The 14855-nt window shown below is 51.9% G+C and carries 14 protein-coding genes; 9 read left to right on the top strand and 5 right to left on the bottom strand.

Annotated features, from left to right (window positions below; translation table 11 throughout):
• Nucleotides 1-127 precede the first annotated feature (127 nt).
• Nucleotides 128-691, bottom strand: a complete 564-nt coding sequence (gene pagP / locus BZK42_RS08400; protein ID WP_080858995.1) for a lipid IV(A) palmitoyltransferase PagP — start codon at nucleotides 689-691, stop codon at nucleotides 128-130.
• Nucleotides 692-1142: 451 nt separating this feature from the next.
• Here pagP and dcuC point away from each other — a divergent pair, with 451 nt between their 5' ends.
• Nucleotides 1143-2525, top strand: a complete 1383-nt coding sequence (dcuC, locus tag BZK42_RS08395) for an anaerobic C4-dicarboxylate transporter DcuC (protein ID WP_016152227.1) — start codon at nucleotides 1143-1145, stop codon at nucleotides 2523-2525.
• Between the two features lie 149 nt (nucleotides 2526-2674).
• On the opposite strand, the gene dpiA is transcribed toward dcuC, so the two are convergent.
• Both dpiA and dpiB read right to left on the bottom strand, forming a co-directional pair.
• Nucleotides 2675-3355 (bottom strand): two-component response regulator DpiA, encoded by a 681-nt coding sequence (gene dpiA / locus BZK42_RS08390; protein ID WP_016152226.1) that lies wholly within the window; start codon nucleotides 3353-3355, stop codon nucleotides 2675-2677.
• On the bottom strand, nucleotides 3324-4985 hold the full coding sequence (gene dpiB / locus BZK42_RS08385; RefSeq protein ID WP_080858994.1) for a sensor histidine kinase DpiB: 1662 nt from the start codon (nucleotides 4983-4985) through the stop codon (nucleotides 3324-3326). The genes dpiA and dpiB overlap by 32 nt, the downstream gene beginning before the upstream one ends.
• 389 nt (nucleotides 4986-5374) lie before the next feature.
• Between dpiB and citC the strand changes: the two genes are divergently transcribed.
• From citC to rna, 8 genes are all read left to right on the top strand, one after another.
• Nucleotides 5375-6451, top strand: a complete 1077-nt coding sequence (gene citC, locus BZK42_RS08380; protein WP_016152224.1) for a [citrate (pro-3S)-lyase] ligase — start codon at nucleotides 5375-5377, stop codon at nucleotides 6449-6451.
• Nucleotides 6448-6744 (top strand): citrate lyase acyl carrier protein, encoded by a 297-nt coding sequence (gene citD, locus BZK42_RS08375; RefSeq protein ID WP_003831276.1) that lies wholly within the window; start codon nucleotides 6448-6450, stop codon nucleotides 6742-6744. The genes citC and citD overlap by 4 nt, the downstream gene beginning before the upstream one ends.
• A complete protein-coding gene (locus tag BZK42_RS08370; protein WP_019076252.1) occupies nucleotides 6741-7649 on the top strand; it encodes an aldolase/citrate lyase family protein in 909 nt (302 codons plus the stop codon). Before citD ends, BZK42_RS08370 begins: the two co-directional genes overlap by 4 nt.
• Before the next feature lie 9 nt (nucleotides 7650-7658).
• On the top strand, nucleotides 7659-9191 hold the full coding sequence (gene citF, locus BZK42_RS08365) for a citrate lyase subunit alpha (protein WP_016152222.1): 1533 nt from the start codon (nucleotides 7659-7661) through the stop codon (nucleotides 9189-9191).
• Nucleotides 9192-9194: 3 nt separating this feature from the next.
• Nucleotides 9195-9749, top strand: a complete 555-nt coding sequence (gene citX / locus BZK42_RS08360) for a citrate lyase holo-[acyl-carrier protein] synthase (protein WP_053388579.1) — start codon at nucleotides 9195-9197, stop codon at nucleotides 9747-9749.
• Entirely contained in the window at nucleotides 9718-10623 is a 906-nt protein-coding gene (gene citG, locus BZK42_RS08355; RefSeq protein ID WP_047359502.1) for a triphosphoribosyl-dephospho-CoA synthase CitG, read from the top strand. The genes citX and citG overlap by 32 nt, the downstream gene beginning before the upstream one ends.
• A gap of 25 nt (nucleotides 10624-10648) precedes the next feature.
• Nucleotides 10649-12112: a citrate/succinate antiporter CitT gene (citT, locus tag BZK42_RS08350; protein ID WP_016152219.1), complete on the top strand. Its 1464-nt coding sequence runs from the start codon at nucleotides 10649-10651 to the stop codon at nucleotides 12110-12112.
• 110 nt (nucleotides 12113-12222) lie between these two features.
• The gene (gene rna, locus BZK42_RS08345) at nucleotides 12223-13029 is read left to right on the top strand and encodes a ribonuclease I (RefSeq protein ID WP_080858993.1); all 807 of its coding nucleotides are present in this window, start codon (nucleotides 12223-12225) and stop codon (nucleotides 13027-13029) included.
• Nucleotides 13030-13070: 41 nt separating this feature from the next.
• Here rna and BZK42_RS08340 read toward each other — a convergent pair whose 3' ends face one another.
• Nucleotides 13071-13694: a flavin reductase family protein gene (locus BZK42_RS08340; RefSeq protein ID WP_047359504.1), complete on the bottom strand. Its 624-nt coding sequence runs from the start codon at nucleotides 13692-13694 to the stop codon at nucleotides 13071-13073.
• A gap of 96 nt (nucleotides 13695-13790) precedes the next feature.
• The gene (locus BZK42_RS08335) at nucleotides 13791-14621 is read right to left on the bottom strand and encodes an alpha/beta fold hydrolase (RefSeq protein WP_016152216.1); all 831 of its coding nucleotides are present in this window, start codon (nucleotides 14619-14621) and stop codon (nucleotides 13791-13793) included.
• Nucleotides 14622-14855: the final 234 nt, after the last annotated feature.

Genomic DNA, 14855 nt, shown 5'->3' with positions numbered 1-14855 from the left:
TGGTGCACTTTGTCCAGTCGAACTTTATCAAAAAGTGATAAATGTCGCGTTATTTTTCAGTTAAACTTCCTATCACTATGTTTTTAAAAGGCTTTCCAATAAACCACCTGACAATACAGGTAGTCCATCAAAACTGGAACCGCATCCACGCAAAGTAGACGTTGCCGTTGTTATACGTTCCAGGAATGTAGGTCATCTGAAACGTTGCCGGACCATAACCAATTGATGCCAGCGGTAACAGCACCGGTACCGGAATGTAGTTCCAGTTATCACGCGCGGTGAAACCGGCGGTAAAGCCGAGACCTGTATGGAAGTTTTCATCAGCCAGCGGTCGCCAGGTTTTTTCCCAGCCATAGCCGCCAATGGGTTCCCATTTATTGTAGGAATCCTTAAACGCCATGATATAAAGTCCGTGCCAGTTACCTTTATCATCCCAACGGGATTGACCAAATCCTGCACCCCACGGCCGTTCATTGTAGCGATCCGTTTTTTCTTTATCGTAGGCAAAACGCGCATGCCAGGTAATAGCAGGTACATACAGATCATAATGTTCCGGCTGCTGCCAGGTTTCACTGACATTATCTTTAAAAGTAGCAAACCAGCCTTTATCTTCAGCAGCAGCCTGGGAAGTGAAAGCTAACTGAATAAAAACAAATGAAAAAATGAGAAAATATCGTTTAGCGAAAATCACAACTTAATTACCATCCTGGGATTTATTATTAATTTTAGCAAACCCAACCTTAATGTCAGCTTAACAAAAATGCGCAAATAAAAAATCAGAATATTCCTCAGCCTATAACCTACCCCTTTATTTACTGAGCCATTTCATAGGAACTATTTTCTCTTTATTGCCAATAAATTGTGCTTTCCTGCGGCGAGAGTTAAATAACATCACAATAAATTAACAATAAAGCATCAATACCACCACAAAACACACACACCAACGCTGCGCTTCACAGTTTTTTATTGTGATATTCTTTTTTTAATCGCGATGCTGAAAAAACGGCTTAGCCATCGCTTGAATCCGTATTTTTATTGATTTCAATCAGCAAGAGTTATCGGTTTATTAGGCACATTCTGTCACCACTTTTTACTTTTTTTAGTTTTTTAACTTTCTGGGCAGCAATGCGACAGGGGAAACAATGTTGACATTTATTGAACTCCTTATTGGGGTTGTGGTTATTGTGGGTGTAGCGCGCTACATCATTAAAGGTTATTCCGCGACAGGCGTACTGTTTGTCGGCGGTCTGGTTTTGCTGATTATCAGTGCGTTGATGGGCCATAAAGTTTTGCCGTCTAGCGCAGCAACAACGGGCTATACGGCAACAGACATTGTTGAATATATTAAAATTTTGCTGATGAGCCGTGGCGGCGATCTCGGCATGATGATTATGATGCTGTGTGGTTTTGCCGCCTACATGACGCATATTGGCGCGAATGATATGGTGGTTAAGCTGGCCTCTAAGCCGCTGCAGTATATCAATTCACCTTATCTGCTTATGATTGCCGCCTATTTTGTCGCCTGCCTGATGTCCCTGGCGGTCTCTTCAGCAACCGGTCTGGGCGTATTGCTGATGGCGACATTGTTCCCGGTCATGGTTAACGTTGGGATTAGCCGTGGCGCCGCAGCGGCCATTTGCGCCTCCCCAGCCGCTATTATTCTTTCGCCAACATCCGGTGATGTAGTGCTGGCTGCAAAAGCCGCGGAAATGCCGCTGATCGATTTCGCGTTTAAAACCACGCTGCCAATTTCCATTGCCGCCATCATTGCTATGGCGATTGCCCACTTTTTCTGGCAGCGTTATCTGGATAAAAAAGAGAACATTTCTCATGAAATGTTAGATGTGGCTGAAATTACCACTACCGCCCCGTCGTTTTACGCCATCTTGCCATTTACCCCGATCGTTGGCGTCCTGATTTTCGATGGAAAATGGGGCCCACAGCTGCATATCATTACGATTCTGGTGCTGTGCATGCTCATCGCTGCTGTACTGGAGTTCGTACGAGGATTCAACACCCAGAAGGTTTTCTCGGGTCTGGAAGTCGCCTACCGTGGTATGGCGGATGCCTTTGCTAACGTGGTGATGCTGTTAGTCGCGGCGGGCGTTTTTGCCCAGGGTCTGAGCACAATCGGCTTTATTCAGAGTCTGATTTCTATCGCCACCTCGTTTGGCTCCGCGAGCATTATTCTGATGCTGGTACTGGTGATCCTGACTATGCTGGCGGCAATGACCACGGGGTCCGGTAACGCACCGTTCTATGCCTTCGTTGAGATGATCCCGAAACTGGCGCACTCTTCTGGCATTAACCCGGCTTACCTTGCTATCCCGATGCTGCAGGCATCAAACCTTGGACGCACAATCTCTCCGGTCTCCGGTGTGGTTGTCGCTGTCGCAGGGATGGCAAAGATCTCTCCGTTCGAAGTAGTGAAACGTACCTCGGTTCCGGTACTGGTTGGACTGCTGGTTGTGATTATCGCAACTGAAGTGATGGTGCCGGCGACGTCCGCCCTGATTGGCGGTTAACGATAACTGTCAGCATCTGACCTTGATACGCAAAATCATTTAAGCTGCATCAAGGCGGCAAGTGAAGACATCCCCAGTACCATAGATAATTATGTGACTGGGGTTTCTTCACGCCGCCCACAAAGAGGCAGCTTCAAGGATGACGTGAATTAGCCGCCGTGATAAATACGCTGCGGCCTCCCCACCTTACCGTGAATAATCTCCGCAATAATCAAATGACGGCTGGCACAGTACTCCAGGTAGCGCCTGGAGGTGGTACGGCTGATAGTGAGTGCCTGGGCGATCGTTTCCGCAGTATGATGTACCGTCGGATCGGCAAATAATTTCAACACCGCATTCAGCGTTAACGCATCAATTCCGGTCGGCAAATCGCCTTTCGGTTCGCCGCGCGCATAAGCATTAAACATTTCATCAATCTGCTTTTGACTGGCGCTGTCATTACCGGCCAACATGCGTCTGCGCTGTTGATAACGCGTCAGCGTCTGTCCCAGGCGCTCGTAGGCAATGGGTTTGACCAGATAATCAAACGCGCCGCTGCGCACGGCCTCGGAGACCGTTTCCATGTCGCTGGCCGCCGTGGTAAACACCACGCCCCCCGGATAACGCGTCTGGGTTAGCTCATGCAACAACGTAATTCCCTTGCCGTCCGGCAAGTAGTTATCGAGCAGAATCAAACCGGGCTTAAAACGCTCAATCATCATCCTCGCTTGCGCAAGATTACCCGCCAGCCAAATCTGGCTGAAGCCGGGTATATGGCGGATATATTCAGCATGCATTTCCGCCAGTAGCGTTTCATCCTCAACGATCAATAGCGTTAATGGTTCCGTCATTATTTTTTTTCACTTTCGGAAGAAATAAAGAAAATAAGGTGCCGCAGGGGGAGTTATCTTCGAGTGTAATCACCCCGTTACAGCGCCTCACATAACTTGCAATCAGATACAAACCGATGCCATGTTCACCTGGTTCATCGGTACGGGTGCTCACACCCTGTTCAAATATTTTTTCACGCAATGCTTCCGGTACACCGCATCCCTGATCGGCAACTTCGATGATCACGTCATCCCCTTCATCGCTCAAATAGAGTTCGACGATCTTGTTGCCTTGCTGGGTGCGCAAGCTCGCTTCAAATGCATTATCAAGCAGATTGCCAACAATTGCTGCAAACTCTGTGCTATCCAGCCCCTCGGGGAGTTGATGCAGTTGACTGCCAGGAACGATAGTCATAGTGAGGCCCAGTTCACGCGCACGCTGCACCTTGCCAAACAACAGACCGGCTACCTGACGATCGGCAAACGCGCCGCGCAGGCTGTCAATCAGTTGCTGTTGCGCCTGCGATTCCCCCTGCACCATTGCCAGCACCCGGTCATACTCTTTCATTTGCAGCAGGCCATTAATGGTCGACATCCAGTTAAGGTGTTCATGACGCAGCGTTCTCAGGCTCTCTACATACTGTTTGATCTGCGTTAATTGCGCATTAAGAGTAGCAATTTCATCTTTACTACGAAAACTGATGATTGCCCCAAGCAGTTCATCGCCGGAGCGAATCGCCTCACGGTTAGCGATAACGCTCAGGCCATTAAAGTTCACCATCGCGTCCTGTCGTTTTTCCGCAATCTGCTGGGTGAAAAAGTCAGTCGGCTGAACCACCTCACTAACCGGTTTTCCAAGCCACTTTCGTCCAGGCGAAGACAGCCCCAGCATTTTCCTCGCGCTGCGGTTTATTGCGGTGATATACCCATCAGGGTCCACGGCGATCAAACCTTCATATACCGAGCTGAATAGCGCTTCCTGCTGACGCACTACCCGCGCAATTTGCTTAGGTTCCATCCCCAACATCTGTCGGCGAATATGGGCAGCAAATAACCAAGAGAGCAGCATAAGTACCAGCAACAGCAGGATAAACACCCCTGCCATTGGGAGTAAAAAGTCCGATCGCCAGCTATCGATTTTACTGATCAGATAGCCAATTGAGACCACGCCAATGATTTTGCCATCGTCATCAAAGATTGGCGTTTTGGCGCGCATCGCCATCCCAATGGACCCTTTGCCGGTAATAAAGTAACTTTCCCCTCTTTCCAGCGCGCCGGGTTTGGTGAACTGCATCGGGTAGCCAATTTTTTCCGGATTTGGGTGGTAAAGGCGGACAGAGTTGGTATCCCCGATCACCACATAGTCGAAGTCAGTCCCGCTCTGCAGTTTGTCGGCAATGGTCGCCAGACGCTTGTAATCACGATGCTTCACCGCCGCGATGATACTGTCGTTAGAGGCGATGATTTTGGCCTGGTTCATCGCCATATCGCGGACATGCGTTGCCAGATAATCTTCAAAACTGGCGGTAAAGTATTGTGCTAACGCGGCGATAATAAAAATAGAAACGACCAAAATAAGCAGAAAGATACGCAATGGAAACGCCAGACTGCGAAAAAAAGGAAACCGTGTTTTATTTTTCTGCTCTGCCATATTTCTTCCTCAGCGACGATACCCGAAACTTATTTCTCATTGTAGTTGTAATAAAAATGTTTTATTTGCAAGTCGCGGTATAAAACAGGATCGTTGCAGATTCCCCACCTTAAATCAATTAAACAAATTAAAACCACACGCTATTTCGGAGTTAAATTAATTAAAAAACTTAAAACCATAAAACACATTAAAACCTTCTAACTTATTGTGAAATAAATCAAAAATCACCTCCAAAATACTCCTTACGATGTATGCAGCAGGGAAAAAAAGAAATACTCCGTAATAAAAAAACATTCCCTTCAATTGCAAACAAGAAGTTATCAGGTTGCTAAACAGAGCAACAAAAACAGAAACCCAGTAACAAATATAGCATCGGGGCTCTATTCACTATGTTCGGTAATAATATATTCACGCAAGTTAAACGCTCAGAAAATAAAAAGATGGCGGCTATCGCGCAATTTCTGAAAGAGAATGATTTGAGCGTTGATACAACTGTCGAAGTATTTATCACCGTCACCCGTGATGACCGCCTGATTGCCTGCGGCGGCATTGCCGGCAATATCATAAAGTGCGTCGCCATCTGCGAATCCGTAAGGGGTGAAGGCTTAGCGCTGACGCTGGCGACCGAGTTAATCAACCTCGCCTATGAGCGCCACTGTACGCACCTCTTCATCTATACCAAAACCGAGTACGAGTCGCTGTTTAAGCAGTGCGGTTTTTCTACGCTGACCAGCGTTCCCGGCATTATGGTGCTGATGGAAAACAGCACTACACGTCTGAAACGCTACGCTGAATCACTGGCGAAACAGCGCCATGAAGGGAAAAAAATTGGCTGTATCGTCATGAACGCCAACCCCTTCACCAACGGACATCGTTTTCTGATCCAACAAGCAGCCGCGCAATGTGACTGGCTGCATCTGTTTTTGGTGAAAGAAGATACCTCGCGTTTTCCGTATGAAGACCGACTGGATCTGGTGCTTAAAGGGACAAAAGACATTCCACGTTTAACCGTTCATCGCGGTTCGGAATACATCATTTCCCGCGCCACATTCCCGTGCTACTTCATCAAAGAGCAGAGCGTTATTAACCACTGCTATACCGAAATAGACCTGAAAATCTTCCGCCAGTATCTGGCCCCGGCTCTCGGCGTCACGCACCGCTTCGTCGGTACCGAGCCGTATTGCACCGTCACCTCCCAGTACAACAACGATATGCGCTACTGGCTGGAGACCCCAACGCTTCCCGCCCCACCGATTGAACTGGTGGAAATTGAGCGGCTGTGCTTCCAGGAGATGCCGATTTCTGCCTCCTGGGTGCGCAAGCTGCTGGTTAAAAAAGATCTCACGGCTATCGCATCCCTGGTCCCTGACGCCACGCTGCACTATCTGCAAAGCATGGTTGAGCGGGCCTCATCGGGTGCGGCAGTCCGCCAAAATACCCCCGCATTAGCAACAGGTGAAAAATGAAAATAAACCAGGCAGCCGTCGCAGGCACACTCGAGTCCGGTGATGTGATGATTCGCATCGCCCCACTCGATTCGCAGGATATTGACCTGCAGGTTAACAGTAGCGTCGAAAAGCAGTTCGGTGATGCCATCCGGGCCACCATTCTGGACGTTCTGTCCCGCTACAACGTACGCGGCGTGCAATTAAATGTTGATGATAAAGGCGCACTGGACTGCATTTTACGTGCGCGACTGGAAGCACTACTGGCCCGCGCTGGCGGTATTCCTGCACTGCCATGGGAGGATTGCCAGTGATTAGTGAATCTTTGCAGCAACGTAAAACCCGTACCCGCCGCAGCATGCTGTTCGTACCGGGCGCCAATGCCGCCATGGTCAGCAACTCGTTCATCTATCCGGCAGATGCGCTGATGTTCGACCTGGAAGACTCCGTCGCGCTGCGCGAGAAAGATACTGCTCGCCGTATGGTGTACCACGCGCTGCAGCATCCGCTGTATCACGACGTTGAAACTATCGTGCGCGTAAACGCCCTCGACTCCGAATGGGGCATTAACGATCTCGAAGCCGTGGTACGCGGCGGCGCTGACATCGTGCGTTTACCGAAGACCGATACCGCGCAGGATGTCATCGACATCGAAAGCGAAATCCTGCGTATCGAGAAAGCCTGTGGCCGTGAGCCAGGCAGTACCGGTCTGTTAGCCGCCATCGAATCGCCGTTAGGCATTACCCGTGCGGTAGAAATTGCCCACGCTTCCGAGCGCCTGATCGGTATTGCACTGGGTGCGGAAGATTATGTGCGTAACCTGCGCACTGAGCGCTCTGCGGAAGGGACTGAACTGCTGTTTGCCCGCTGCTCTATTTTGCAGGCGGCACGCTCTGCCGGCATTCAGGCGTTCGACACCGTTTATTCCGATGCCAACAACGAAGCGGGTTTCCTGCATGAAGCCGCACACATCAAGCAACTGGGTTTTGACGGTAAGTCGCTCATCAACCCGCGCCAGATCGAGCTCCTGCACAACCTGTACGCGCCGACACGCAAAGAGCTGGCTCACGCGCGCCTGGTCGTGGAAGCCGCTGAAGCCGCCGCTCGCGAAGGCCGTGGCGTAGTTTCCCTGAACGGCAAAATGGTCGACAGCCCGGTTATCGAGCGCGCCCTTCTGGTTATCTCCCGTGCAGAACTTTCCGGCATTCGCGAAGAATAAGGCAAAAAAATGACGCAGAAAATCGAACAGTCTCAACGCCAGGATCGCGTGGCGACCTGGAGCCGTCATGCAGAAAGTGAGCTTTCCGCTTATCAGAGCACCGCAAAAGTAGAATTACAGGCGCAAAAACCGCGCGACAAAAAGCTGTGCGCTAACCTGGAAGACGCCATTCGTCGTTCAGGTTTACAGGATGGCATGACCATCTCTTTCCACCACGCTTTTCGCGGTGGCGATCTGACGATTAACCTGGTGATGGACGCCATCGCCAGAATGGGCTTTAAAAATCTGACGCTGGCTTCCAGCTCCCTGAGCGACTGCCATGCTCCGCTGGTTGAGCACATCCGTCAGGGCGTGGTCAGCCGTATTTACACCTCCGGGCTGCGTGGCCCGCTGGCGGAAGAGATCTCCCGTGGCCTGCTGGCCGAGCCTGTGCAGGTCCACTCCCACGGCGGCCGTGTACACCTGGTGCAAAGTGGCGAACTCAGCATTGATGTGGCGTTCCTCGGCGTACCGTCCTGTGACCAGTTTGGTAACGCTAACGGCTATACCGGTAAAGCGTGCTGTGGTTCACTGGGCTATGCCCGCGTCGATGCCGAAAATGCAAAACAGGTTGTCCTGCTGACTGAACAGCTGCTGACCTATCCGCATAACCCGGCCAGCATTACGCAGGATCAAGTGGATCTGATTGTACAGATCGATCAGGTCGGCGATGCGGACAAAATCGGTGCTGATGCGACACGCATGACCACCAACCCGCGTGAACTGTTAATCGCCCGTAGCGCGGCAGACGTCATTGCTAACTCCGGTTACTTCAATGAAGGCTTCTCACTGCAGACAGGAACCGGCGGCGCTTCTCTGGCCGTTACTCGTTTCCTGGAAGACAAGATGCGCAGCCGCGATATCCGTGCTGACTTCGCGCTGGGCGGCATCACCGCTACCATCGTTGACCTGCACGAAAAAGGCCTGATTCGCAAACTGCTGGACGTACAGAGCTTTGACCGTAACGCGGCTGAGTCGCTGGCCCGCAATCCAAACCACATTGAGATCAGTGCCAACCAGTATGCCAACTGGGGCTCAAAAGGCGCCTCCGTCGATCGTCTGGACGTCGTGGTGCTGAGTGCGCTGGAAGTTGATACCAGCTTCAACGTTAACGTACTGACCGGTTCTGACGGCGTACTGCGCGGCGCATCCGGCGGTCACTGCGATACTGCGGTTGCCGCTGCGCTTTCCATCATTGTCGCTCCGCTGGTTCGCGGACGCATCCCGACGCTGGTTGATAACGTCCTGACCTGCGTAACCCCAGGCTCCAGCGTAGACATCCTGGTCACTGACCACGGTATCGCCGTTAACCCTGCGCGTCCGGAACTGGCTGAACGTCTGAAAGAAGCCGGTATGAAAGTGGTGTCCATTGAATGGCTGCGCGAACGTGCACAGCAGCTCACCGGTCAGCCACGCGCTATCGAATTCACCGACCGCGTGATTGCCGTTGTGCGTTACCGCGATGGCTCGGTGATTGACGTTGTGCATCAGGTGAAGGAATAAGCCATGCGCCTGCTCCCTGAACACGCCACCCAACATGCGGTTTCGATTCCCGAGCTGCTCGCCAGCCGGGATGAGAGACAAGCAAGGCAACATGCCTGGCTGACGCGTCATCACGCGCCACTGGTCTCGTTTACCGTGGTCGCACCGGGTCCGATTAAAGACAGCGCATTAACCCGTCGCATCTTTAATCACGGCGTCACCGCCCTGCTCGCGCTGGCGGAAAAATCCACCTGGATTATCAGGGAGCAAACGGCGCTGGTTTCTGCCAGCGGTCCGGAAGGTCTTTTGTCTATTGAGGCCCCGGCCCACGCTCTCAAGCTCGCCACGATTGAACTTGAGCATTCACATCCGCTGGGACGGTTATGGGACATCGATGTCCTGACCCCTGAAGGGGAAATTCTGTCCCGGCGTCATTTCGCACTCCCTGCCCGCCGCTGTCTGCTGTGCGAGCAAAGCGCTGCCGAATGCGCGCGAGGTAAAACCCACGCGCTTTCCGACTTACTCTCTCAGATGGAGGCACTGCTGCATGATGCCGATTCCCGCAACATCAACCAATAACGCAGTCCTTCCTCTGGATCTGCCTGACGCTTACGCAACGCTTGCGTGGCGGGCCATGTTGACTGAAGTCAACCTGTCGCCCAAACCGGGTCTGGTGGATCGTATTAACAACGGCGCACATAAAGATATGGCGCTGGAAGATTTTCATCGCAGCGCTGAGGCAATTCAGGCCTGGCTGCCGCGTTTTATTGAATATGGGGCGTTTAGCGCACAGCTGTCGCCTGAAGATGTGTTGAAAGGACTGCGCCCACTGGGCATGGCCTGCGAAGCCGATATGTTTCGCGCCACCGAGGGGGTAAACACCCATAAAGGGAGCATCTTTTCACTGGGGCTGCTGTGTGCCGCCATTGGCCGCCTGCACCAGCTCCAACTGACTGTTACCGCTGAAACCCTTTGCTCAACGGCAGCAACATTTTGCCGTGGCCTGACCGAGCGCGAACTGCGCCAGAACAATCAACAACTCACGGCTGGCCAACGTCTTTATCAGCAACTGGGATTAACCGGCGCACGGGGCGAAGCCGAAGCGGGATACCCGCTAGTCATCCAGCATGCCCTGCCGCACTACCGCGCACTGCTGACTCAGGGCCGCGATCCTGAACTGGCGCTACTCGACACGTTATTGCTGCTGATGTCTATCAATGGCGACACCAACGTGGCTTCACGTGGCGGCGCAGAAGGTCTGCGCTGGCTACAGCAGCAGGCCACCGCTCTATTGCAGCAAGGGGGGATTCGCACCCCTGCCGATCTCGAATACCTGCGCCAGTTCGACCAACAGTGTATTGAACGCAACCTCAGCCCAGGAGGCTGCGCCGATCTGCTGATCGTCACCTGGTTCTTAGCTCAGATTTCACAAGTTCATCATTATCACAATTAAAGATCCTTTCCGGAGAATCACACACATGTCTTTAGCAAAAGATAAAATATGGAAATTACTGGCCCCATTGGTCGTAATGGGCGTCATGTTTCTTATCCCTGTCCCTGATGGAATGCCCCCGCAGGCCTGGCACTATTTTGCCGTTTTCGTGGCAATGATTGTTGGGATGATCCTGGAGCCAATCCCGGCAACAGCGATAAGCTTTATCGCCGTAACGATCTGCGTCATCGGCAGCAACTATCTGCTGTTTGATGCTTCAGAGCTGGCCGACCCGGCGTTTAAAGCGGGTAAGCAAGCGCTGAAATGGGGTCTGGCAGGCTTCTCCAGCACTACCGTGTGGTTGGTGTTTGGCGCGTTTATCTTCGCGCTGGGCTATGAAGTCACCGGTCTGGGTCGTCGTATCGCGCTGTTCCTGGTAAAATTCATGGGTAAGCGCACCCTGACGCTGGGCTACGCGATTGTCATCATCGACATTCTGTTGGCGCCGTTTACACCATCCAACACCGCGCGTACCGGTGGTACCGTATTCCCGGTTATCAAAAACCTGCCGCCGCTGTTTAAATCATTCCCGAACGATCCGTCCGCGCGCCGTATCGGCGGATATCTGATGTGGATGATGGTAATCAGTACCAGCCTGAGCTCCTCTATGTTCGTTACCGGTGCTGCACCTAACGTGCTGGGTCTGGAATTCGTCAATAAAATTGCCGGTATTCAAATCAGCTGGTTGCAATGGTTCCTCAGCTTCCTGCCGGTTGGTATTATTTTGCTGATCGTTGCTCCGTGGCTGTCCTATGTTCTTTACAAGCCAGAAGTTACTCACAGTGCTGAAGTTGCCGCGTGGGCTGGTGATGAACTGAAAACCATGGGTAAACTGACGCGTAAAGAGCTGACCCTGATCGGTCTGGTTCTGCTCAGCCTGGGTCTGTGGGTCTTTGGCGGTAAACTGATTGATGCGACCGCTGTGGGTCTGCTGGCAGTCTCGCTGATGCTGGCGCTGCACGTTGTCCCGTGGAAAGACATCACCCGTTATAACAGCGCATGGAACACCCTGGTTAACCTCGCCACGCTGGTCGTTATGGCGAATGGTTTAACCCGCTCAGGCTTCATCGACTGGTTCGCCAACACGATGAGCTCGCACCTGGAAGGCTTCTCGCCTAACGCGACCGTGATCGTTCTGGTGCTGGTGTTCTATTTTGCTCACTACCTGTTTGCCAGCCTTTCCGCACACACCGCCACCATGCTGCCGGTTATTCTGGCCGTCGGTAAAGGCATCCCGGGCGTTCCGATGGAACACCTGTGTATCCTGCTGGTACTGTCCATCGGTATCATGGGCTGTCTGACTCCGTATGCAACTGGCCCTGGCGTTATTATTTACGGCTGCGGTTATGTGAAGTCCAAAGACTACTGGCGTCTGGGTGCTATCTTCGGCGTTATCTACATCTCTATGCTTTTGCTGGTCGGCTGGCCGATTCTGGCAATGTGGAGCTAATCATTCGGGTTCCCGCCTGATGAAAATGATGCCAGTCAGCTAAACCTGACTGGCATTTTTTATGATTAAATAGATGATATTCAGAATTGATATAAGTATCCGAAATCATCATGACATCAACATGGCGTTATTCTTCGCTGCTGGCAGCACTTCTGCTCCCAGTTTCTGTAGCTCAGGCCGACGAACTTCAGGCAAAACAGTACGCTGATTTTGACAGCTACGTGCTGGCCCTCTCCTGGCAAACCGGATTTTGTCAGAGCCAATACGAGAGAAATCGTCAAGAGCCCGACGAATGTCGTCTGCAAAAAGAGAGCGCGGATAAAGCAGATTTCCTGACCGTTCACGGTTTATGGCCCAGCCTGCCAAAATCCATCGCCGCCCGTGGAGTAGACAACCGCCGCTGGATGCGCTTTGGCTGCGCGACTCGCCCTATTCCCAACCTGCCTGAAGCGCGCGCCAGCCGTAAATGCGCGGCTCCCGAAACGGGCCTGTCGCTGGAAAGCGCGGCAAAACTCAGTGCCGTAATGCCCGGTGCCGGCGGGAGATCTTGTCTGGAACGTTACGAATATGCCAAGCATGGCGCCTGTTTCGGTTTTGATCCCGACGCATACTTCGGCACGATGGTACGGATGAATAATGAGGTTAAGAACAGCGAGGCTGGCAAATTCCTCGCGGAAAACTACGGCAAAACCGTCAGCCGCAGCGCATTTGACGCCGCCGTCGCTAAAAGCTGGGGCAGAGAGAACGTCAAAGCCGTGAAGCTAAGCTGCCACGGCAATCCGGCCTATCTCACAGAAATCCAATTGACCCTGAAAGCCGACACCATTAACCAGACGTTATCCGCACAGTCATTCTTACCGCAACCGCATCCGGGTAACTGCGGTAAACAGTTTATTATCGACAAAGTGGGATACTGAAAATAACGACCGGCGCGGCAAGCTGGCGTCGGTCCATATGGTTAGCGTTTTGAACGGGCATCCGGGCGAATTAAATCAAAGCGGTGTGTTTCACTGATCGAATAATACGCCGTTGGCCCGCCCGCACGCAGTACCGGTTTTGCTTTCGCCGTCTGGTAGATGCCGCCTTCCAGTAGCGTTTCATCAATATGAATACCCACCACTTCTCCCAGCACCAGCCAGGTTTCAACAGGCGAACCATCAGCGGTGGTCAGTTGCAGACTTTGCGATAAGCGACACTCAAAATTGACCGGGCTTTGCGCCACGCGCGGCACGCTGACTATCCGACTATCTGCTTTGCTAAGCCCGGCGGCAAAAAACTCATCCTCGCCGTGAGGCAAGCTGGCTGACGTTTCGTTCATCGCGCTGGCCAGCTCAAGAGTCGTCAGATTCCAGACAAACTCACCGGTGTCGATAATATTCTGCACGCTATCTTTCCAGCCGCTGCTGGCGAAACCGATAATCGGCGGGTGATAATTAAAGCAGTTAAAGAAACTGTAAGGTGCAAGGTTATGCCGACCGTCGCTGTCGCGGGAGGCAATCCAGCCAATAGGGCGCGGTCCAATGATGGCATTCAGCGGGTCATGCGGTAAGCCGTGTCCTTGTGATGGTTGATAGAAATACATAGTGTTCTCTGTTGAAGTTAACATCAGCGCAGCACAAATTATGCTTCGCTCATCTCCCTGGAAAAAGAAGATCAGCGTAGAACAATCCGCTAAAGATTACGATTGAATAAAGTTGAGCAGATCGCCGTTGATCTGTTGTTTATGGGTAGTGCAAATGCCATGCGAACCGCCAACATACACCTTCAACTGCGCGTCCGGCAGTATTTCCGCCGCAACCTTTCCGCAGGTTTCAAACGGGACAATCTGATCGTCATCACCATGGATCACCAGCGTCGGAATAGTCATCTTTTTGAGATCCTCACGCAGGTCAGTTTCTGAAAACGCGTGAATACAGTCGTACAACGCTTTGATGGAACCTTGTAAGCCTTGTTCAACAAAGCTTTCACGAACGGCTTTCGACGCATTTACGCCCGGGCGGTTGTAGCCATAAAATGCAGCGGTCAGTTCATAGAAGAAGGCAGCGCGATCGTTTATCACTCCCTCACGGATGCCATCAAACACCTCTTTCGGCACACCATTTGGGTTAAAGTCGGTCTTGATCATTATGGGCGTCACCGCGCCGATTAACACCGCTTTGGCTACCCGCTGCGTTCCATGGCGTCCAATGTACCTCGCCACTTCCCCGCCCCCGGTAGAGTGTCCGACATGTACGGCATCTTTAAGATTGAGATGCGCGGTAAGTTCAGCCAGATCGTCAGCATACTGATCCATATTGTGACCATCCCAGGGCTGGGCTGAACGCCCATGCCCACGCCTGTCATGGGCGATCACCCGAAATCCTTTCGACCCGAGGAACAGCATCTGATCCTCAAACGCATCTGCCGTCAGCGGCCAGCCATGGCTAAAGACGATAGGCTGCCCACTTCCCCAATCTTTAAAATGCAAATAGCTGCCGTCTTTCAAGGTAAGTTTGTCGTACTGGCTCATGAGATCTCCTGTCGCGGAACACTGAGTTGTTTGACGCGCCCGCAGCGAGCGCTTAAAAAGCATAATGCAAATTGGAGAACGATCGCGTTTTTCGGCTAAAATCACACCATACGCAACAATATTGATGATTTGCCTGAATGTGAACTAAATCACTTCAAACCAGGGGTAAGTCTCAGTATCATCATAAAAGCTAAACCCTTGCCGCCTGACGGTGAGGGTTTTCTTTTGGGATTA

The sequence above is a fragment of the Citrobacter braakii genome (genome assembly GCF_002075345.1).
Taxonomy (GTDB): domain Bacteria; phylum Pseudomonadota; class Gammaproteobacteria; order Enterobacterales; family Enterobacteriaceae; genus Citrobacter; species Citrobacter braakii.
The sequence above is the reverse complement of the archived record's forward strand: the minus strand, read 5'-3'. Positions and strand labels throughout refer to the sequence as shown.

Bases quoted from the DNA above. Each gene is read 5' to 3' on its own strand.
- dcuC (WP_016152227.1), top strand. From the start codon at position 1,143: ATGTTGACATTTATTGAACTCCTTATTGGGGTTGTGGTTATTGTGGGT.
- dpiA (WP_016152226.1), bottom strand. From the start codon at position 3,355: ATGACGGAACCATTAACGCTATTGATCGTTGAGGATGAAACGCTACTG.
- dpiB (WP_080858994.1), bottom strand. From the start codon at position 4,985: ATGGCAGAGCAGAAAAATAAAACACGGTTTCCTTTTTTTCGCAGTCTG.
- citC (WP_016152224.1), top strand. From the start codon at position 5,375: ATGTTCGGTAATAATATATTCACGCAAGTTAAACGCTCAGAAAATAAA.
- citD (WP_003831276.1), top strand. From the start codon at position 6,448: ATGAAAATAAACCAGGCAGCCGTCGCAGGCACACTCGAGTCCGGTGAT.
- citF (WP_016152222.1), top strand. From the start codon at position 7,659: ATGACGCAGAAAATCGAACAGTCTCAACGCCAGGATCGCGTGGCGACC.
- citX (WP_053388579.1), top strand. From the start codon at position 9,195: ATGCGCCTGCTCCCTGAACACGCCACCCAACATGCGGTTTCGATTCCC.
- citG (WP_047359502.1), top strand. From the start codon at position 9,718: ATGATGCCGATTCCCGCAACATCAACCAATAACGCAGTCCTTCCTCTG.
- citT (WP_016152219.1), top strand. From the start codon at position 10,649: ATGTCTTTAGCAAAAGATAAAATATGGAAATTACTGGCCCCATTGGTC.
- rna (WP_080858993.1), top strand. From the start codon at position 12,223: ATGACATCAACATGGCGTTATTCTTCGCTGCTGGCAGCACTTCTGCTC.
- BZK42_RS08340 (WP_047359504.1), bottom strand. From the start codon at position 13,694: ATGTATTTCTATCAACCATCACAAGGACACGGCTTACCGCATGACCCG.
- BZK42_RS08335 (WP_016152216.1), bottom strand. From the start codon at position 14,621: ATGAGCCAGTACGACAAACTTACCTTGAAAGACGGCAGCTATTTGCAT.